17 protein-coding genes are annotated in these 18,766 nt (G+C 67.9%); 5 read left to right on the top strand and 12 right to left on the bottom strand.

Annotated features, from left to right (window positions below; translation table 11 throughout):
- Positions 1-94: 94 nt before the first annotated feature.
- Positions 95-868, top strand: coding sequence for a hypothetical protein (locus CWS39_RS26390; RefSeq protein WP_142386949.1), 774 nt, complete (start codon positions 95-97; stop codon positions 866-868).
- Between the two features lie 5 nt (positions 869-873).
- Here the strand turns inward: CWS39_RS26390 and CWS39_RS26395 are convergent, their stop codons facing one another.
- Both CWS39_RS26395 and CWS39_RS26400 read right to left on the bottom strand, forming a co-directional pair.
- Positions 874-1,650 (bottom strand): TIGR03084 family metal-binding protein, encoded by a 777-nt coding sequence (locus CWS39_RS26395; protein ID WP_102145839.1) that lies wholly within the window; start codon positions 1,648-1,650, stop codon positions 874-876.
- Positions 1,651-1,659: 9 nt separating this feature from the next.
- Entirely contained in the window at positions 1,660-2,940 is a 1,281-nt protein-coding gene (locus CWS39_RS26400) for an MFS transporter (RefSeq protein ID WP_102145840.1), read from the bottom strand.
- A 114-nt stretch (positions 2,941-3,054) separates the two neighbouring features.
- On the opposite strand from CWS39_RS26400, the gene CWS39_RS26405 reads away from it, so the two are divergent.
- The gene (locus CWS39_RS26405; RefSeq protein ID WP_102145841.1) at positions 3,055-3,660 is read left to right on the top strand and encodes a YqgE/AlgH family protein; all 606 of its coding nucleotides are present in this window, start codon (positions 3,055-3,057) and stop codon (positions 3,658-3,660) included.
- Here the strand turns inward: CWS39_RS26405 and CWS39_RS26410 are convergent.
- Together CWS39_RS26410 and CWS39_RS26415 are read right to left on the bottom strand one after the other, a co-directional pair.
- Positions 3,657-3,995 (bottom strand): hypothetical protein, encoded by a 339-nt coding sequence (locus CWS39_RS26410; RefSeq protein WP_102145842.1) that lies wholly within the window; start codon positions 3,993-3,995, stop codon positions 3,657-3,659. The two genes, CWS39_RS26405 and CWS39_RS26410, sit on opposite strands and share 4 nt — an antisense overlap.
- Before the next feature lie 57 nt (positions 3,996-4,052).
- Positions 4,053-4,919, bottom strand: a complete 867-nt coding sequence (locus tag CWS39_RS26415; RefSeq protein ID WP_102145843.1) for an LpqN/LpqT family lipoprotein — start codon at positions 4,917-4,919, stop codon at positions 4,053-4,055.
- A 222-nt stretch (positions 4,920-5,141) separates the two neighbouring features.
- Between CWS39_RS26415 and leuS the strand changes: the two genes are divergently transcribed.
- The gene (gene leuS / locus CWS39_RS26420; protein ID WP_102145844.1) at positions 5,142-8,006 is read left to right on the top strand and encodes a leucine--tRNA ligase; all 2,865 of its coding nucleotides are present in this window, start codon (positions 5,142-5,144) and stop codon (positions 8,004-8,006) included.
- 107 nt (positions 8,007-8,113) lie between these two features.
- Entirely contained in the window at positions 8,114-8,971 is an 858-nt protein-coding gene (locus CWS39_RS26425; protein WP_102145852.1) for a type IV toxin-antitoxin system AbiEi family antitoxin domain-containing protein, read from the top strand.
- 34 nt (positions 8,972-9,005) lie between these two features.
- Here CWS39_RS26425 and CWS39_RS26430 read toward each other — a convergent pair whose 3' ends face one another.
- A complete protein-coding gene (locus CWS39_RS26430; RefSeq protein ID WP_102145845.1) occupies positions 9,006-9,674 on the bottom strand; it encodes an SDR family oxidoreductase in 669 nt (222 codons plus the stop codon).
- Positions 9,675-9,727: 53 nt separating this feature from the next.
- On the opposite strand from CWS39_RS26430, the gene ggh reads away from it, so the two are divergent.
- Positions 9,728-11,068: a glucosylglycerate hydrolase gene (ggh, locus tag CWS39_RS26435; RefSeq protein WP_102145853.1), complete on the top strand. Its 1,341-nt coding sequence runs from the start codon at positions 9,728-9,730 to the stop codon at positions 11,066-11,068.
- A gap of 10 nt (positions 11,069-11,078) precedes the next feature.
- On the opposite strand, the gene CWS39_RS26440 is transcribed toward ggh, so the two are convergent.
- From CWS39_RS26440 to CWS39_RS26470, 7 genes are all read right to left on the bottom strand, one after another.
- Positions 11,079-11,540, bottom strand: a complete 462-nt coding sequence (locus CWS39_RS26440) for a MarR family winged helix-turn-helix transcriptional regulator (RefSeq protein WP_102145846.1) — start codon at positions 11,538-11,540, stop codon at positions 11,079-11,081.
- Positions 11,541-11,588: 48 nt separating this feature from the next.
- Positions 11,589-12,320 carry an amino acid ABC transporter ATP-binding protein gene (locus CWS39_RS26445; protein WP_102145847.1) on the bottom strand — a complete coding sequence of 244 codons (732 nt, stop codon included), beginning with the start codon at positions 12,318-12,320 and terminating at the stop codon, positions 11,589-11,591.
- Positions 12,320-14,086, bottom strand: a complete 1,767-nt coding sequence (locus CWS39_RS26450) for an ABC transporter substrate-binding protein/permease (protein WP_102145854.1) — start codon at positions 14,084-14,086, stop codon at positions 12,320-12,322. Before CWS39_RS26450 ends, CWS39_RS26445 begins: the two co-directional genes overlap by 1 nt.
- A gap of 44 nt (positions 14,087-14,130) precedes the next feature.
- Positions 14,131-14,796 carry a GntR family transcriptional regulator gene (locus CWS39_RS26455; protein WP_102145848.1) on the bottom strand — a complete coding sequence of 222 codons (666 nt, stop codon included), beginning with the start codon at positions 14,794-14,796 and terminating at the stop codon, positions 14,131-14,133.
- Between the two features lie 66 nt (positions 14,797-14,862).
- Positions 14,863-15,669 carry an LLM class F420-dependent oxidoreductase gene (locus CWS39_RS26460; protein WP_233213709.1) on the bottom strand — a complete coding sequence of 269 codons (807 nt, stop codon included), beginning with the start codon at positions 15,667-15,669 and terminating at the stop codon, positions 14,863-14,865.
- Position 15,670: 1 nt separating this feature from the next.
- A complete protein-coding gene (locus CWS39_RS26465) occupies positions 15,671-17,728 on the bottom strand; it encodes a PhoX family protein (RefSeq protein ID WP_102145850.1) in 2,058 nt (685 codons plus the stop codon).
- 52 nt (positions 17,729-17,780) lie between these two features.
- Positions 17,781-18,686: an alpha/beta fold hydrolase gene (locus CWS39_RS26470; RefSeq protein WP_102145851.1), complete on the bottom strand. Its 906-nt coding sequence runs from the start codon at positions 18,684-18,686 to the stop codon at positions 17,781-17,783.
- Positions 18,687-18,766 lie beyond the last annotated feature (80 nt).

Genomic DNA, 18,766 nt, shown 5'->3' on the forward strand with positions numbered 1-18,766 from the left:
CCGTCACCCAAGTTCCACGAGACTCGGGACATGCTCTTTTCTGGCGAATCCCGCGCCAATTCTGGGGCAATTACTGGCTGATCCCGTCGGCAGTTTGCAGAACGCTCCGAATCTCCTCGGCCAGCTTCCCAACTTTGCGCTCCTTGCCGCGTTATCGGTGATCGGTCCGGTGGTGAGTACGGGCGGGGCGGTGGTTGTCGCCGGTACGGAGATCGTCAACGCCGCCGGCACCTTGGATCCGGTGGAGATTGCGAACGCCGTCCTCGCGGTGCCCGCATACATCGCAGACGGAATACTCAACGGCGGCTATGGATTCGACCTCGACCTCACGCCGGGCAATGGGCTCACAATCGTCCCGGGAGGCCTGCTCAGCCGTTTCAGGGTCGTACTCAACTTCCCCAACCTGACCATCTTCGCGCCCGGACCCGTGGGCGCGGCACTCAACACACGGCAAACGATCGCGGACGTCCTTGCGGGGACGGTGCCGCTGAGCGCCGCTGCCGTGGACGAGATCCCGGGCAGCGGCGAAACCGTGCGCCTTACCGCCAAGCCTCCGGCGGCAACAACGGTGGACGCCAATTCCGACGACCTAGGCGAATCCTGGGACGTCTCGACTGCGGTCGATCCGGCGAAAGACGACCGCACCGCGGCCGGTGGAACCGATCTGACGGACGGCAACAAGGCCGAGCCCGGTCGAATCCGCGTCGCCACCGCGCGTTCCGGCGAACGTATCCGGGCGGCGGTCGAGGATGTTCGGGGGCAGGTGCGATCCAGCGTCAAGAAGTTCGGCGAATCGGTGCGGCGGGCGGCCGGTTTCGAAAGTCGCGATAGGGACGACAAGACGCAAACCGCAGACGTCGACGAGTGAGTCGCTCAGTCGCGACCGCCACCGGGGGGCCCGGCGAATGCTTGCGCGATGCCGAGCCAGCGTTCGGCGTCGTCACCGAGGGCGTGCACATCCAACGACGACCGCGGCCGCCGCTGCGTCACCAGCATGCAGAAGTCCTCCGCCGACCCCGTCACCCGTTGCGCGGCGTCCTCCGGACCCCACGCCCACGTCGTGCCGTCCGGCGCGCGAAGCTCCACCCGGAACGGCTCAGCCGGTTCGGGCAACCCGTTGATGGCGAACGCGAAATCTCGGGTGCGCACCCCGATGTGGGCCACCGATCGCAGCCGTGACGTCGGGGCACGCGAAACGCCAAGGGCGTCAGCGACATCCAGCCCGTGCGCCCAGGTCTCCATCAGGCGGGCGGTCGCCATCGACGGCGCGCTCATCGGCGGCCCGAACCACGGCAACTTGCGCCCGTCGTCGACCTCCAACAGCGACGCGTGCAGCAGCGCTCGGGTCTGCCGCCAATCGGCCAGCAGCCGGTCCGGCGGCAGCGCGGCCAACTCCTCGGCACCCTCGTCGACAAAGCCGGCCGGATTCTCGGCCGCCTCCTCGAGCAGCCCCGCGAAACCCGGCTCGTCGGTGACGGCGACCAGCGCCACCCGATCGGTCCACAACAAGTGCCCGATCTGGTGCGCGATCGTCCAGCCCGGCGACGGCGTCGGGGTGGCCCAGCGCTCGGCGGGCAGCTCGCACACCAGCGCGTCGAGCTCATCGCTTTCGGCGCGTAGAGCGTCGACGATGGGGCCTGCACCAGCCATGCCGACACCTTAGGGCGTGCCGGCACGGCGCCCGACGCTGGCGTGCACCACCAGACCGGCGACGTAGACCAACGCGCCCGCGACTACCAGCCCGGGCACGTACCCGTCGGGCGGAATGATGAACGCTGCCACCGCAATTGCGGCCACAAACGACACCCAGAACAGCGAATCCTGCACCGTGAACACGTGGCCACGTAACGCATCGTCGACGTCGAGCTGCATGGCCGAGTCCGCGCACAGCTTCACCACCTGCCCGGCCGCGCCGAGTAGAAACCCGCAAAGCACCATGACCGGCAGCTGCAGCCCCGCCCCGCCGAGCTGGATCAACACCGCCAGCGCCAACGCGCCGTTCGCGGCGCCGTAGCGGCCCCAGCGCCGCACCAGCGCGGGCGTGGCCACCGTCGCGAGAAACGACCCGGTGCCGGTGGCCGCGACGAACAACACCGCGGTGCCCAGACCCGCGACGGCCTGGGTGTCGCTGTGGCGCACCATCACCAACACCAGCAGCGTGTTGATACCCAAAACCATGCGGTGCGCGGCCAGTCCCGACAGAGTGGCCGCGACCGCGGGGACTGCCGCCACCGTGCGCACGCCGTGCGCCCACCCGGTGGCCACCGCGTAGGCGACCGATCCGTTGATCGCCCGCTTGCTCTCGTGCGGGCCGAGGATGTGCGGCGGGAACCGGACCGACAACAGCAGCGCCACCAACACCGGCACCGAAACCACGAGAATGATTGCCGCAGCACCGCTGTCGTCGGCGCCGAACAGCCAGCGCGCCGGCAGCATGGTGTTGGCGCCGAGGAACGCCGCCGCCGCGCCGGTGGCCGTCGCCACCGAGTTCATCGACACCACCTGCTCGGCCGGCACCACATCCGGAAGCGCTGCGGACAGGCCGGAGGAAACGAACCGGGTGAATCCGTTGACGATCAACGCCGCCAGCAGCACCGGCACGTCGCCCGCGCCCGCCGCCAGCATCCCCGCCACCGCGAACACCAACACCACCCGCCCGGAGTTCGCGCCGACGAGCACCAGCCGCCGGTCCCAACGGTCCAGCAGCGCGCCGGCGAAGGGCCCGATCACCGAATACGGCAGGAACAGCACCGCGAACGACGCGGCGATCGCCCACGGGCCCGCGGCCCGCTCCGGGTTGAACAGGATCGCGCCCGCCAGGCCCGCCTGGAACAGGCCGTCGCCGAACTGGCTGACCGCGCGCAGCTCCAGCAGCCGCCAAAAGTCCGGCAGCGCACGCACGGACCGCCATACGGCGATGGGCGCGCGAGCGTCAACCACTTGGGATCACGTCCTGTATCGGTGCGGAGGTAGCAGCCCGACCCACAGTACAAATATCCCGGCGGGCCGAGGTTGTTCGCCACGACAGCCGCTTGCTGGTGCCATGATGGTGACGTGGCGCACTCAGAAGACCCTGAGGACTTTATCGCTCCGGCGGCACACCGAGTCAGAGCCGGGACGCTGCTGCTTGCCAACACCGATTTGTTGGAGCCGACGTTCCGGCGCAGCGTCATCTACATCGTTGAGCACAACGACGGCGGAACGCTCGGCGTCGTGCTGAACCGGCCCAGCGAAACCGCGGTGTACAACGTGTTGCCGCAGTGGGCGAAGTTGGCCACCAAGCCCAAGACGATGTTCATCGGCGGGCCCGTCAAACGCGACGCCGCATTGTGCTTGGCGACGCTGCGGGTGGGCACCGACGCGAACGGCGTGCCGGGCTTGCGCCACGTGCAGGGCCGCATCGTGATGGTCGATTTGGACGCCGACCCGGATTCGGTGGCGCCGATGGTCGAGGGCGTGCGCATCTTCGCCGGGTACTCCGGCTGGACCATCGGCCAGCTCGAGGGCGAGATCGAGCGCGACGACTGGATTGTGTTGTCGGCGTTGCCCTCTGACGTGCTCGTCGAACCGCGGGTGGACCTGTGGGGCCGGGTGTTGCGTCGGCAGCCGCTGCCGCTGTCGCTACTGGCCACCCACCCGATCGACGTCAGCCGCAACTAGTTACACGACAGCGTGCAACTCGCGCACGCGCCGCCGCAATTGGTGGCGGCTTCCTGGCGCGCGACGGCTTTGGCGCTCTGCCAGCAGCCCGCCGCGACGGTGGCCACGGCGCCGACGACGCATACGATCACCACCAGCACGCCCGTCTCGGGCCGCGCCGACAGCGCCACCACACCGCCGGCGGCGAGCATCATGGCGGCCGCCAACTGCGTGGGCGCCACCGAGCGCAACACCTGCCGGACCGGATCACCAGAGTCGGGTCGGGTCAACAACCACAAGCCGAGCGCAGCGGTCGCCACGGCCGCGCACAACGACACCAGTGCGGCGATCAGCATGGGCACACACAATACGAGGTCCGCTCGTGCGGTGTGGGCCGGGGCGGACGCCGACGGCTAGCCCGGAAGGCCCAACATTTGCTGGAGGCCAGGTGGCGCGGGCGGCCCCGGCGGCGGTGGTGCGGGGGCGGGCGTCGGCGGCGCGGGCACCGTCACCTTGAACCCTTTGACGATGGCGTCGGTGGCGTCGGCGGCGGCGGAGGCGCCTTGATTGCCGGCGGCGTAGTTCACCGACAGCGAGACCAGGTAGCGGTCCTGCCCCGCGGTGGCGATCACGTGCCGGCGCGACGTGTTGAGCATCTCGTTGCTGGCGCGGTAGGTGCCCTCGATGAACGACGACGGGAAGCCGTAGAAGTCGGCCATCGAGGCGTCGATGGCGCGCCACGCCGGCAGTTCCTGGCTGTCGATGAACCCGTGACTGATGGCTTCCTTGGGGTCGAAATCGCCGATCAGCTTGTAGACCAACACCTGGGCGTTGGGGGTGTACAGATCGGCGCTGCGCCGGTCGGCGATGACCGCGAACGCATCGGGGACGTTGGGGTCGGGCACATGCGACCAGCCCGGCGGCATCGGCAGCACGATGGTCAACGCCTTGAAATCGCGGCTGACCTGCGGTTCGAGCTTGACACCCTTGTCCGCGAGGAAGTCTTTGAGCGTCACCGAGGTGGCCGGGACGATGGTCGGGACGGCTGGTGTCGCCACCCGTGCGGCAGGCAGTCGCGGCTGGGCGATGGACTGCGGCGCCGCCGGTGCGGCTGCGGGCGCCGCCGTCACGGTCTGCGTCACCGTCGCCGGGGCCGGTGCCGGTGGTTGCGGATAGACGGGTTCGGCCGATGCGGTGTGACCCGCGAGGCCGAGAACGCCGGCCATCCCGGCGGCCACACCTGACGCCAGAACCCGCCAACGACGGGCAATCTCGATCATCGACCGTCCTTCCCGTGTCCTTGTTCCACATTTGGCCGGGCCCGTTACGCCCGAGGTCAGGCGCCGACTGTATCCACGTCGAAGTGTTAGCCACCAGGGCTGGAATCGAGCTGGGACCAAGCTCTGACATCTCCGCAACGCAACCGATACCAAGCCGTGGCCTGCGGGGCCGTGCGGGAACTGTGACACGGGCCATACGCTGCGCCCTTATACCCTGTTGACGTGACCGAATCCCCGACCACGCGGCCCCGCGCCGCCGAGGCCGACGCCCCGCAGCACCGCTACACCGCGGAACTGGCGGGCGAGATCGAGCGGGCGTGGCAGCAGCGGTGGGCCGAATCGGGAACGTTCAACGTGCCGAACCCGGTGGGTTCGCTGGCGCCGACGGACGGCACGCCGGTGCCCGCCGACAAGATGTTCGTCCAGGACATGTTCCCGTATCCGTCCGGTGAGGGGTTGCACGTCGGTCATCCGCTCGGCTACATCGCCACCGACGTGTACGCCCGCTATTTCCGGATGACGGGCCGCAATGTGTTGCACGCGTTGGGCTTCGACGCGTTCGGGCTGCCCGCCGAACAGTACGCGATCCAAACCGGGACGCACCCGCGGGAACGCACCGAGGCCAACATCGTCAACTTCCGCCGTCAGCTGGGCCGGCTGGGCTTCGGGCACGACGCACGGCGCAGCTTCTCGACGACCGACGTCGACTTCTACAAGTGGACGCAGTGGATCTTCCTGCAGATCTACAACGCCTGGTACGACACGTCGCTGGACAGGGCCAGGCCGATCGCCGAGCTGGTGGCCGAATTCGAAGCGGGCACACGAACTCTGGACGACGGCCGCGCATGGTCGTCGTTGTCGGCGGGCGAGCGCGCGGACGTCATCGACTCGTACCGGCTGGTGTATCGGGCCGATTCGATGGTGAACTGGTGTCCAGGGCTGGGCACCGTGCTGGCCAACGAGGAAGTGACCTCGGACGGGCGCAGTGAGCGAGGCAACTTCCCGGTGTTCCGGAAACGGTTGCGGCAGTGGATGATGCGCATCACCGCGTATTCGGACCGGCTGCTGGAGGATCTGGACCTGCTGGACTGGCCGGAGAAGGTCAAGACCATGCAGCGCAACTGGATCGGCAAATCCGTTGGCGCCGCGGTGTTGTTCAACACGGACGCCGGCGATGTCGAGGTGTTCACCACCCGCCCGGACACACTGTTCGGGGCAACGTACATGGTGTTGGCGCCCGAACACGAGCTGGTCGACAGGCTGACCGCGGCGCAATGGCCCGCCGACACCGACGAACGCTGGACGTTCGGCGCCGCGACACCGGCCGAGGCGGTGGCCGCGTACCGCGCGTCCATCGCCGCCAAGTCCGACCTCGAGCGTCAGGAGCACAAGGACAAGACCGGTGTCTTCCTCGGCGCGTATGCCACCAATCCCGCCAACGGTCAACGGATTCCGATCTTCATCGCGGACTACGTGCTGCTCGGCTACGGCACCGGGGCGATCATGGCGGTGCCGGGCGGAGACCAACGCGACTGGGACTTCGCGCAGCAGTTCGGTCTGCCGATCATCGAAGTGGTTGCCGGCGGCGATATTTCACAGGGGGCCTATACCGGCGACGGCGAGATGGTCAACTCCGACTACCTCAACGGGCTGAGCGTGGCCTCGGCGAAGGAGGCCATCACCCAGCGGCTGGCCGCCGAGGGCCGTGCACAGCCACGGGTGCAGTACAAGCTGCGGGACTGGTTGTTCGCGCGGCAGCGGTACTGGGGTGAGCCGTTCCCGATCGTCTATGACGAGGACGGGCGGGCCCACCCGCTGCCCGAATCGGCGCTGCCCGTTGAGCTTCCCGACGTGCCCGACTATTCGCCGGTGCTCTTCGACCCGGACGACGCGGACACCGAACCGTCACCGCCGCTGGCCAAGGCCACCGACTGGGTGCACGTCGAACTCGACCTGGGCGACGGGCTGAAGTCCTACACCCGGGACACCAACGTCATGCCACAGTGGGCGGGCAGCTCGTGGTACGAGCTGCGCTACACCGACCCGCACAACTCAGAACAGTTGTGCGCCAAGGAGAACGAGGCCTACTGGATGGGCCCGCGGCCCGACGAGCACGGCCCCGACGACCCGGGCGGCGTGGACCTGTACGTCGGCGGTGTCGAGCATGCCGTGCTGCATCTGCTGTATTCGCGGTTCTGGCACAAGGTGCTCTACGACCTCGGTCACGTCAGCTCGCGAGAGCCGTACCGCCGCTTGGTGAACCAGGGTTACATCCAGGCGTTCGCGTACACCGACTCGCGCGGGGCGTATGTGCCCGCCGCGGAGGTGATCGAGCGCGATGGCCGCTTCTACTGGCCGGGACCCGACGGGGAGATCGAGGTCAAGCAGGAGTTCGGCAAGATCGGCAAGAGCTTGAAGAACTCCGTATCACCCGACGAGATCTGCGACAACTACGGCGCCGACACGCTGCGGGTCTACGAGATGTCGATGGGGCCTTTGGAGGCGTCGCGGCCGTGGGCAACCAAGGATGTCGTTGGCGCACACCGGTTTTTGCAGCGGGTGTGGCGGCTGGTGATCGATGAGCAGACCGGCGTCGAGCGTGCCGCCGAGCACGAGGCGCTCGACATTGACACCCTGCGGTTGTTGCACCGCACCATCGCCGGCGTGTCCGAGGATTACGCCGCGCTGCGCAACAACACCGCGGCGGCCAAGCTGATCGAGTACACCAACCATCTGACCAAGGAGGGTGTGCGGTCGCGGGCGGCGTTGGAGCCGCTGGTGTTGATGGTGGCGCCGCTGGCGCCGCATCTGGCCGAGGAACTGTGGCGGCGGCTGGGGCATGAGACGTCGCTGGCGCACGGCCCGTTCCCGGTGGCCGACCCGCAGTATCTGGTCGAGGACACCGTCGAATACCCGGTGCAGGTCAACGGCAAGGTGCGCGGTCACATCACCGTGCCCGCCGACGCGGACGCCGACGCACTGGAGGCCGCCGCGTTGGCCGACGAGAAAGTGCAGGCGTTTCTCAACGGCGCCACGCCGAAAAAGGTGATCGTGGTGGCCGGCCGCCTGGTCAATCTCGTCGTCTAACCAGCGATTTCGGCGTAGTTGGTCGCGCTCACCGCGACTGCGCGCGCCGAAATCGCAAGAGATGGAACCGAGCGCGGTCGCGGCGCGTCTACTCCTACATGTCGCCCGTGCTCGACGAGTATCTCCGAGAACAAGACGGCGTGCTGACCCTCGCCCAAGCCCAGGCGGCTGGATTGAGTAAGCATGCCGTGAACCGGCGGGTGCTATCGGGCCAGTGGCGTCCGTGTTCGCGCGGCGTCTACTTCGCCGCCGATCGACCGTTCACCGACGCTGCCCGCATCCGGGCGAGCGTGTGGAGCTATGGCGCCCACGCCGCCGCGAGCGGTTTGGCTGCTGCATTCTGGCATAACCTGACGCAGTTCGCGCCCGACATCGTCGAGGTGACGGTGCCGCGCAACAGCAGCGGCCGCAGTCACCCTGGCTCGCGGGTGAGGCGGCGGGACTTGGCGCCAGACGATGTGGTGGAAGATCGGCGGCTGCGAGCAACGTCCTTGCCGCTGACCGTCATTGAAGCCGCGGTGCGGCGACGTGGTGGGGCCAAGCTGATGGATTCCGCATTGCAACGACACGTCGAACTACGCGAACTGTGGCAGGCGCACCTGCGAAACAAGGGGCGATACGGGTCGCCGGCCGCGCGACTCCTGCTGCAGGCAGCGTCCGACGGGGCGCGCTCACAGGCCGAGCGTCTGTTGCTCAAACTGCTGCGAGAGGCCGGTATCACCGGATGGCAGGCGAACTACCCCGTCGGCGGCTACAAAGTCGACGTTGGCTTTCCGGACGTCACGGTGGCGATCGAGGTCGACGGCCTGGCATTCCACAGCGATAGCGACAATTTCCACGCCGACCGTGTCCGCCAGAACAACATCGCACTGCTTGGCTGGCAGGTGCTGCGATTCACCTGGCTCGACTTGATCGAATACCCGCAACGCGTCATCGCCATTATCCGCAAAGCGATTTCGGCGTAGTTGGTCGCGCTCAGCGCGACTGCGCGCGCCGAAATCACCAATACGGGCGGACGACGACCTCGTGCACCACGCCGTCGGGCGGCGTCGCGACGACGCTGGCGACCACCTGCGCGACGGTCTCCGGTCGCAGAAACCGCGACGGGTCGTACTCGCCGCCCTCGTAGGCGACGAGTTCACGCTGCATATCGGTGTCGGTGCGACCGGGAAACACCGACGTGACGCGCAGGGAAGGCTCGTCGGCCCGCAGTGAGTCGGCGAACGCCCGCAGCGCGAACTTGCTCGCCGAGTATGACGCCATGCCCGCCGAAACATTGCGTCCTGCACCGGAATTGATGAAAACAACGTGCCCGCGGGCGGCGCGCAGCGCCGGCAGCAACGCCAGCGTCAGCGCCACCGCGCCCACCACGTTGACCTCGAAGCTGGCCCGCCACTGTTCGACCGCGGACTCCGACACCCGCCCCGGGAAGATCACCCCGGCGTTGTGCACCAGCACATCGAGCTCTGCGAGAACTTCGGCACTCGATTCGATCGAGTCGAGATCGGTCAGGTCCAGCGGCCAGGTCGGCGCGCCCAACCGTTCGGCGACCTCATCCAGACGCGGCGACGGACGTCCCGCAAGCAACAGGGTGTGCGTCGGTGCCAACGCGGCCGCGATCGCCGACCCGATGCCTCCGCTGGCCCCGGTGATCAGCGCGGTCGGCATGTCGTTACCCTACCGACCTGCACATCAGCGGTCGTCGTCGCATGATGGAACGGATGCCCGCAGATCCCAGCTTCACCCCGACCCAGCTCGCGGCCCGCGCCGCGTACCTGCTGCGCGGCAACGACCTGGGCACGATGACCACCGCAGCACCGCTGCTGTACCCGCACATGTGGAGTTGGGATGCGGCGTTCGTCGCGATCGGCCTCGCCCCGCTGAGTGTGGAGCGCGCCGTCGTCGAACTCGACACGTTGCTCAGCGCGCAGTGGACCAACGGCATGATTCCGCACATTGTCTTCACCAGCGGCGTCGACGGGTACTTCCCCGGACCGGCCCGCTGGGCCTGCTCGGCGCTGGCCGCGCACGCGCCGCGCACCCGGCACACCTCGGGCATCACCCAGCCGCCGGTGCATGCGATCGCGGTGCAGCGCATCCTCGACCACGCCCGCACCCGCGGTCGCTCCACCCGCGCCGTCGCCGAGGCGTTCCTGGATCGCCGGTGGGCCGACCTGGTGCGCTGGCATCGCTGGCTCGCCGAACAGCGGGACCAGAACGGACGCGGCCGTATCACCCTCTACCACGGCTGGGAATCGGGCATGGACAACTCGCCGCGCTGGGACAGCGCGTACGCCAACGTGATTCCCGGCAAGGTGCCCGAGTACCAACGCGAAGACGTCACCATTGTCACCGACGCCAGCCAACGGCCCACCGACGTCGAATACGACCGGTACCTGTGGCTGGTGGAGGAGATGAAAGCGGCCCGCTACGACGACGCGCTGCTGCCCCAGATGATGAGCTTCGCCGTCGAGGACGTGTTCGTCTCGGCCATTTTCTCCGTCGCGTGCACGGTGCTCGCCGAGATCGGCGAGGATTACAAACGCCCGCACGCCGACGTCAAGGATCTGTACGGCTGGGCCGAGCGATTCCGCACCGGCGTCATCGAGACCGGCGATGAAAGAACCGGCGCCGCAAGAGATTTCGATGTGCGAGCGGGGGCGTGGGTGGCCACCGAAACCGTAGCCCAATTCGCGCCGCTGCTGTGCGGTGGCCTGCCGCATGAGAAGGAACGCACCCTGGTCAAGCTGCTGGAAGGCCCGCGGTTCTGCGCGCACCCGGATCTGAAGTATGCGCTGATCCCGTCGACCTCGCCGGTGTCGCGTGACTTCCGGCCACGCGAGTACTGGCGCGGCCCGGTCTGGCCGGTGATGACGTGGCTGTTCTCCTGGTGCTTCGCCCGCCGCGGATGGGCCGAACGCGCGCTGATGCTCAAACGCGAGGGTCTGCGTCAGGCCAGCGACGGCACCTTCGCCGAGTATTACGAGCCGTTCACCGGTGAGCCGCTGGGCAGCATGCAGCAGTCATGGACCGCCGCGGCGGTGCTGGACTGGCTGGGCTGACCCGGGACGGTTACTGACGCAGACCGGCCAGGCGTTCCAACGGCTCGAGTGCGCGGGTCAACGCGTCCTGGTCTTCCTGGCTGAGTTTGCTGATCATCGACGCCAGTACCCGGTGCCGGTTCGCCAGCGATTCGCGATGCGCCGCAAGGCCCTTCGGTGTGATGTCGACGAGTACCGCCCGCAGATCCGACGGATCGCGTGAGCGCTTCACCAGGCCGAGCTTCTCCAGGCGGCGGATCGCCACCGTCGTCGTCGGTGTCCGGACCCGCTCATGAGCGGCCAGGTCCGTCATCCGGATCGGCCCCTGATCCAGCAGCGTGATCAGGATCGACAGCTGGGCCAGGGTGAGGTCCTGAGCCATGCCGCCGGTGTCGTCGCCCCGGCGCAGCACGCCAAAGAGCTTGCCCAGGGCGCGGTGCAACCCTTCGGCCAACGCCGTCGTCTCGGGCGCGGCGGCTTCGCTCTCTGCCATAATTCGCCAGTCTAACGTGTTTGGCCTGTTGCGGGACCAAACGGCGTCTCAAAGCACCTGTGAGAGAAATCGCTGCAATCGCTCGGTCTCGGCCGCCTCGAAGATCTGCTCCGGCGGGCCCGATTCGACCACCTGCCCGTGGTCCATGAACACCACCGCATCCGAGGTGGACCGGGCGAAGCCCATCTCGTGAGTGACCACCACCATCGTCATGCCTTCGGCGCCGAGGTCGGCGATCAGCGCCAGGATGCCCTTGACCAATTCCGGGTCCAGCGCCGAGGTCGCCTCGTCAAAGAACATCACCTGCGGCGCCATCGCTAACGCGCGGGCGATCGCGACGCGTTGCTGCTGTCCACCCGACAGCGTGCCCGGCCGCACATCGGCCTTGTGCCGCAGACCAACTCGTTCCAGCTGCGCCAAACCCAGCTCGCGGGCCTCGTCGGCACCCAGCCGTTTGAGCTTGCGCGGCGCCAGCGTCACGTTGTCCAGCACGCTGCGATGCGGGAACAGGTTGAAATGCTGGAACACCATACCGATGCGCTGGCGCAGCTGATCCGGGTTGTCTTCCAACACCGATCGCCCGTCGAGCAGGATGTCGCCGCGGTCCGGTTCGTAGAGCCGGTTGAGCGTGCGCAGCAGCGTCGACTTGCCCGAGCCCGACGGCCCGATCACCGCCGACGTTGTTCCCGCCGGCACGTCCAAATCCACGCCACGCAGCACCGCGTTGGGTCCGAATGCCAAGTGAATATCCTTGGCGGCCAACGAGACTGCGCTGGTCATCAGATCATCTCCTGCGACGTCGACAGCTCCAACGGATCCTCCTGCGACGGTGGCCTGCCCCGCCGCAGCCGGGCGTCGATGTAATTCACCAGATGCGTCAGCGGAACCGTCAGCGCCAGATAGAACAGGCCCGCCGCGACCAAGGGTGAGAGGCTACCGGTCTGCGCGTTGAGGTCGCGGCCCACCTGGAACAACTCGCGCTGATTGGCCACCAGTCCCAGGAAGTACACCAGCGACGACGCCTTCAACAGCGCGATGAACTGGTTCATCAGCGCGGGCAGGACCCGTCGCACCCCCTGCGGGATCACCACCAGCCGCATTGACGCGGGATAGCTGAATCCCAACGCGCGCGAGGCCTCCAGCTGCCCCGGCTCCACACTTTGGATGCCGGAGCGGAAGATCTCCCCGACGTAGGCCGCCGCCATCAGCCCCAGCGCGGCGATGCCCAGCGGGTACGGGTTGTTCCCGGTCAGCCCGCCGACCACGGGCCCGATGCCCAAGCCGATCAGCAGGATGATCACCACCTCCGGCAGGCCGCGGAAGATGTCGGTGTAGACCCGCGCCGGCCAGCGCAGCCAGCGGGCCCGGGAGATGTTCGCGACGGCCAGCACCATGCCGAGCACCAGCCCGATCACAGCCGCGCTGATGGTGAGGATCAGCGTGTTGGGTAGCCCGGTCTTGAACAGGTCGGGAATGGCCTGCTTGTACAGATCCCAGTCCAGGAACGCCGAAGCTAGTTGGGACAGCGTGGATTTCGGCTCCGCGGCACCGGCCGACGGTTGTGAGCGGGCGGCTGCGATGGCGTTGAAGTCGGGCAGCTGCGGGGCGGGCGCCGCCTTCGACCCCGGCTTCCAGCCCGGCGGCAGCGCGCGGGGCACCCAATCGGAATACAGTCGCGCCCAGGTGCCGTCGGCGATCACCGCGTCCAACCCGGAGTTCAGCGCGTCGATCAGCGGCTGGTTGTCCGGCGCCACCGCGTAGGCGATGAAATTGTCCAAGCTGAAGGTGTTTTCGATGATCTGCGCCGGGTCGCCGGCCTGCACGGTGCCTTCCGCCTGTTGCGACGGCGCCACCCACGCGTCGATCTGGCGGGTCTTCAAACTGGCGTAGACGGTGTTGTAGTCGGGGAACTTCACCGGCTGCAGGCCCAGCGTGTCGACGACGTAGGCCTCCTGCACGGTGCCCTGCACCACGCCGATGCGCTGGCCCGCCGCCAGATCCCCGAAGCCGGTAAGAGGAGACCCTGAAGGCACCACCAAAGAGAAGTAGCCGAAGTCGTAGCCGTTGGTGAAGCCGACGGTGCGCCGGCGGGCCTCGGTGGTGGTGATCGACGACGAGCCGACATCGAATCGCCGCGCCGCCACCTGCGCGAGCAGCCCGGAGAATTCGGTGCCGACGAAGTTCACCTGCAACCCGAGCGTCGAAGCGATGGCCCGCAGCAGTTCGTTGTCGAACCCGGTGAACTGGCCCGCCGAATTGATACAGATGCTCGGCGGCGCATCCGAGAGCGTGCCGACCGTCAGAACCCCGGGCTGGATGAGTCCCAACGCGTCGACGTCAATCGTGTCGAGCGGCCGCACCGACGCCGTCGTGTACTTGTCGGCGCCGGGACCGGTCGCGGCGGCAGCCAGGTTCGTCGGCAGGGCGCTGGCGCTTTCCACACCGGGCGGCGCGCACTGGTCGACGTCGGCGGCGGCCGGTGGCGCCCAGCCGAGCCCGCACACCATCAGAACCGCTGACGCCAGGACGGCGATTCGCACGATCATTTCTGCAACGTAGCCGCCGAGGCGCCGCACCCGGGCCGTTCAGTTCAATGAGAACGCAAGTCGCCCAGCACGCCCCGGCGGGTCAGCTCCGCGACCATGATCTTGGCCATCCGGTCGGCGCGCGCGATGCAGGCTTGGCGGGCGCCCTCGGGATCGCGGGCGTGGATCGCCTTGGCCTCGTCCTCGTAGCCGGCCAAGAAGTCGGCTTTGGCCTTGGGGTAGGACGTCCAGAACTCCGAGGGCGCGAAACTCTTGCCGGCGCGGATGGTGGCGAGCAGCCGTGGCCCGGCGTACTCCTCGTTGATGGCGTCGCGGAACATCCAGCAGGCGTCCTGAAAGGACTTGGTGTCCTTGGCCGCTCGCATCACCCGCAGGGTGGCGTCCAGGTGGGCCAGGATGCGGGGTGTGGGGTTGGCCGCCGCCCGCGCCGAGGCGATGCCGTTGAGAATTCCGTACAGCTCGTGGTGTTCGGCGACGGTCGCCTCGTCGAAGCGCGCGACGAACGCCCCGCGGTGGTAGCGCGTCGACAGGATGCCGTCGTGTTCGAGCTGGACGACGGCCTCCTGGATGGGCACCCTGCTCAGCCCGAGATCCTTGGCGATCTCATTACGGTCGATGCGGTCGCCGGTGCGCAGCTTGCCCGTCATCACCAGATTGATGATGTGCGTGACAACCTGATCTTTCTCTTTGACCCCGTACCGTTTCGGCATCCAGCCCCCTGGCGTTCGCAATGCGCAAGTCTCTCACGCGCGCTTTGCTCCCGCGGCGCGGACGGCTCAGGAGTGCTCAGCGCGGCGGTCCCGCCACCGGCACAGCGCCTCGGCCTCCGTCAGGTCATAGTCCGGCCCGTTGGAGCCCACCGTCAACATGGTGACGCCCAGCTCCGCCAGCGCGTCGGCCTCCTCCAGCAGCGCATCGAGTCCCTTCGCGGACACCCCCGCCGACCGTTCGATGGTGGCGGGGTCTCGGCCGACTGCCGCGCAGTGCTCGGCCAGTACCTGCGCCTTGCGCGGATAGCTGTCGCGGTCGACGAAACCGTGCCAGGCGTCGGCGAATTCGGCCACCAGCCGTAGGGTCTTTCGCTCGCCCTGCCCACCGATCAGGACCGGGATGTCGCGCGTCGGCGCCGGATTGAGCTTTGCCAGACGGGATTTGATGCGGGGCAGCGCGGCGGCGAGGTCGTCGAGCCGACTCCCCGCGGTGCCGAACTCGTAGCCGTACTCGTCGTAATCCTTCTGTTTCCACCCGGATCCGATGCCCAGGATGAGCCGGCCTTCCGAGATGTGGTCGACGGTGCGCGCCATATCGGCGAGCAGTTCCGGGTTGCGGTAGGAGTTGCATGTCACCAGCGCGCCGATCTCGATGCGGTTGGTCTGCTCGGCCCACGCGCCCAGCATCGTCCAGCATTCGTAATGCGCGCCGTCGGGATCGCCGTAGAGCGGGAAGAAGTGGTCCCAGTTGAACGCGACGTCGACACCGATGTCCTCACAGCGGCGCACCGCGTCGCGGATATGGCTGTACTTCGGGGAGTGTTGCGGCTGCAGTTGCACGCCGATGCGAATGGGGAAGCTCACCGTCGCCAGGCTAGACGCCGATCCCTCCGTCCGTCTTCCACACCGCGACGACGGACGGGCGAGCGGGCGCGTTTCCGCCGTCGGGCCAGTGTGACACCGGTTTGTCGATGCTGTGGTCGTCGGCTTCGCCTGGATGCTGCACGCAGACGGTGACGAGGTCGTCGGTGACGACGGGCCCGCACGTCTCCGCGCCGACGGGCACGGTGAGGAACTGTTTGGTCTCGCCGCGGTTCGGTCCCTCCAGCGCGACCGCGAACAAGCCGTCGTTGGCTTTCAGCGCGTTGCCGTCGGTGGAGATCCACAGGTTGCCGTGGCTGTCGAACGCCAGATTGTCCGGGCAGGAGATCGGGCTGACCTTGGATTTGTCGAACCCGGCGAAGTAGGTGTCGGCGGCCGCGGGGTCGCCGCAGACCAACAGCAGCTCCCAGGTGAAAGTGGTGCCGGCGTGGTCGTCGGTGATCTCCATGACCTGGCCGCTCTTGTTCTCGTTGCGGGGGTTGGCGGCATCGGCGGGGGCTTCACCGGGCGCGCCGCGTTCGTCGTTGTTGGTCAGCGCGATATACACCTTGCCGGTGTTCGGGTGGGCCTCGAAATCCTCGGGCCGGTCCATCTTGGTGGCGCCGGCCTTGTCGGCGGCCAACCGGGTGAACACCGCCGCCTCCTGGGCGGTTACGCCGTCGACCAACGATTCGGCCTGCCCGTCGGGCCCCGACCGCAGCAGCGGAATCCACGTGCCGGTGCCGCTGAAGGAGCCTTTGGCCGGCGGCTTGCCGGAGCCGTCGAGCTGGTTGGCGGGAATGTCGCTGGACAGCTTGGCGACATACAGCGTGCCCTCGTCGAGCAGGGTCATGTTGTGCGCCATGGCAGCTGGGTCGCGGCCCGGCAGCATCTTCTTGCTGGAGACGAACTTGTACATGTAGTCGAAGCGCTCGTCATCGCCGGTGTAGACGACGACGGTGCCGTCGTCGGTGACGTAGACGTGGGCGCCCTCGTGCTTGAACCGTCCCAGTCCGGAGTGCTTGACCGGCGTCGAACCCGGGTCCCACGGGTTGAGTTCGACGACGTAGCCGAATCGGTTCGGCTCGTTCGGGGTCTTGGCGATATCGAAGCGTGGGTCGAAGGTCTCCCACTTGAGCACGGACGGTTCCAGCGCCAGCCCGTAGCGGTCTTGACGGTCGGCGTCAACGGGATTGGGCGCAGGAGAGCCCTCGGCGGCGCCGAAGTACTCGTTGAAGTTCTCCTCGCCGGAAAGCACGGTGCCCCAAGGAGTTACGCCGCCCGCGCAGTTGGCGAGGGTGCCCGCGACGGTGCGGCCGGTGGGGTCGGCGGGCGTCTTGACGAGGTCGGTGCCTGCGGCGGGACCGGTGAGCGTGAACGGGGTGTCGGCGGTGATGCGCCGGTTGTAGCGGCCCATCACCGGCTTGAGCCCCTGCGGGGTACGCTCCACCTCGACGACGCCCATGCCGAGCGCGGCGATCTCGACCTCGAACTGCTCCCGGGTGGGGGCATCCTCGTTGTAGCCGGGGAACATGAACTGCGGTGAGGCGTACTCGAAGTTGGTCACCAGCAGAAAGCGGTTCGGCTGCCCGTCAATCGGCATCAGTGCGGCGAAGTCGTTGTTGAAGCCGAACTGCTGGCGCTGTGCGGCGCCGGTCTGCTTGGCGACGTCGAACGCGGGTGCGCCGGGCAGGACCGGGTCGCCCCAGCCGATCACCACCGCCTGCTGGTAGCCATCGGGGACGACGACGGCGTCCTGCGTGTTGGGTGCGACGGTGGCGAACTTCATACCCGGCCGTGGTTCGATGTCGGCCGGTACCGCCGCGGGCGCTTCGCTCTTCGAGCACGCGGCCAGCGCCGAACCCGCGCCCACGGCCAGGACGGTGACGCCGGCGGCCTGCAGCATCGACCGTCGCGATACCTGCTTGACGATGTCGCCGAAGTACTCGTTGTCGCTGGTGTTCGGGGCGGGTTTGGAGCAGGCGTCGCCGCAGCGGTAGCGGCACGTCACATGCTGTCGCTTGGACTTACCGTCGTGGGCGACAAGGAGATTCAACGGGATGAGAGCCACGGCGCGGAAAGTTACGGCAGCTTGGCTAGCGCTCGGCAACGAGAAGGTGAACTCAGGGCGACGTCGCTAGCACCCCGCGCAGGATTTCGATCAGCGCGCGCGGCTGATCGCTCTGCACCGAATGCCCGGAGTTCTCCACGATGTGCACCCGCTGGAAACCGGGCGCGGTGCGGGCGAATTCGGCGGCGTCCTCATCGTTGACGAAATGCGAGTTGGCGCCGCGCACCAATGTCGTCGGCACCTGAAGTTGCGGCACGTCATCCCACAGGCCCTCGAAGCCGTCGCCCGTGCGGATCGAGTCGTAGCGCCACGTCCAGGTGCCGTCCTCAAGCCGTCGAGCATTGTGAAAGACCCCACGCCGCAACGACTCTCGATCACGGTGCGGCGCTGCAGCGATGGTGACGTCGAGCATCGCCTGGAAGCTGGGGAAGCTGCGCTCGCCCTGCACCAGGGCGACCGTGCCCTTCTGCGCCTCGGTCATCTCGGTGTGCCGTTCCGGCGCCGACGGTGTGACGTCGACGAGGACCAGCTTGCGCACCAGATCGGGGGCGGACACCGCCAGCCGCAGCGCCGTCAGCCCACCCAGCGACATGCCGACGACGAGCTCAGCGTTCGGGGCGAGTTCGCGCAGCACCGGCGCCAGCGTCTCGGCGTTCTGCGGGGGGCCGTAGTCACCGTCCCCCCGCCACGCGGAGCGGCCGTGGCCGGGCAGGTCGACGGACAGCGCCGGCTCACCGAGCCCGACTATCACGGTGTCGAAGGTGTGTGCGTTCTGCCCGCCGCCGTGTAGGAACACGATCCGCGGATCGGCGTCGCCCCAGCGAAGGGCGCTGATCGGCCCCGATGCGACGCGCTCTACGGGCGGCACCGCGTCGACACCGGCTTGGCGGGCGTTCTCCTTGAGAAAGGTGAACTCGGACAGCGAGGCCAGCTCGTCGTCGGCGGAGATGTCGGTCACGGATCGACCCTACGTCGAGTGGACTGCGCCCTCACCGCAGTGTCATTCCTGAAGGAGCGGGGCCGGTCAAGACCCAGAGT

The sequence above is a fragment of the Mycobacterium hubeiense genome (assembly GCF_002838065.1).
Taxonomy (GTDB): Bacteria; Actinomycetota; Actinomycetes; order Mycobacteriales; family Mycobacteriaceae; genus Mycobacterium; species Mycobacterium hubeiense.

Bases quoted from the DNA above. Each gene is read 5' to 3' on its own strand.
- CWS39_RS26445 (WP_102145847.1), bottom strand. From the start codon at position 12,320: ATGACCAGCGCAGTCTCGTTGGCCGCCAAGGATATTCACTTGGCATTC.
- CWS39_RS26410 (WP_102145842.1), bottom strand. From the start codon at position 3,995: ATGCTGATCGCCGCACTGGTGTCGTTGTGCGCGGCCGTGGCGACCGCT.
- CWS39_RS26455 (WP_102145848.1), bottom strand. From the start codon at position 14,796: ATGCCGAAACGGTACGGGGTCAAAGAGAAAGATCAGGTTGTCACGCAC.
- ggh (WP_102145853.1), top strand. From the start codon at position 9,728: ATGCCCGCAGATCCCAGCTTCACCCCGACCCAGCTCGCGGCCCGCGCC.
- CWS39_RS26415 (WP_102145843.1), bottom strand. From the start codon at position 4,919: ATGATCGAGATTGCCCGTCGTTGGCGGGTTCTGGCGTCAGGTGTGGCC.
- CWS39_RS26395 (WP_102145839.1), bottom strand. From the start codon at position 1,650: ATGGCTGGTGCAGGCCCCATCGTCGACGCTCTACGCGCCGAAAGCGAT.
- CWS39_RS26450 (WP_102145854.1), bottom strand. From the start codon at position 14,086: ATGATCGTGCGAATCGCCGTCCTGGCGTCAGCGGTTCTGATGGTGTGC.
- CWS39_RS26440 (WP_102145846.1), bottom strand. From the start codon at position 11,540: ATGGCAGAGAGCGAAGCCGCCGCGCCCGAGACGACGGCGTTGGCCGAA.
- CWS39_RS26430 (WP_102145845.1), bottom strand. From the start codon at position 9,674: ATGCCGACCGCGCTGATCACCGGGGCCAGCGGAGGCATCGGGTCGGCG.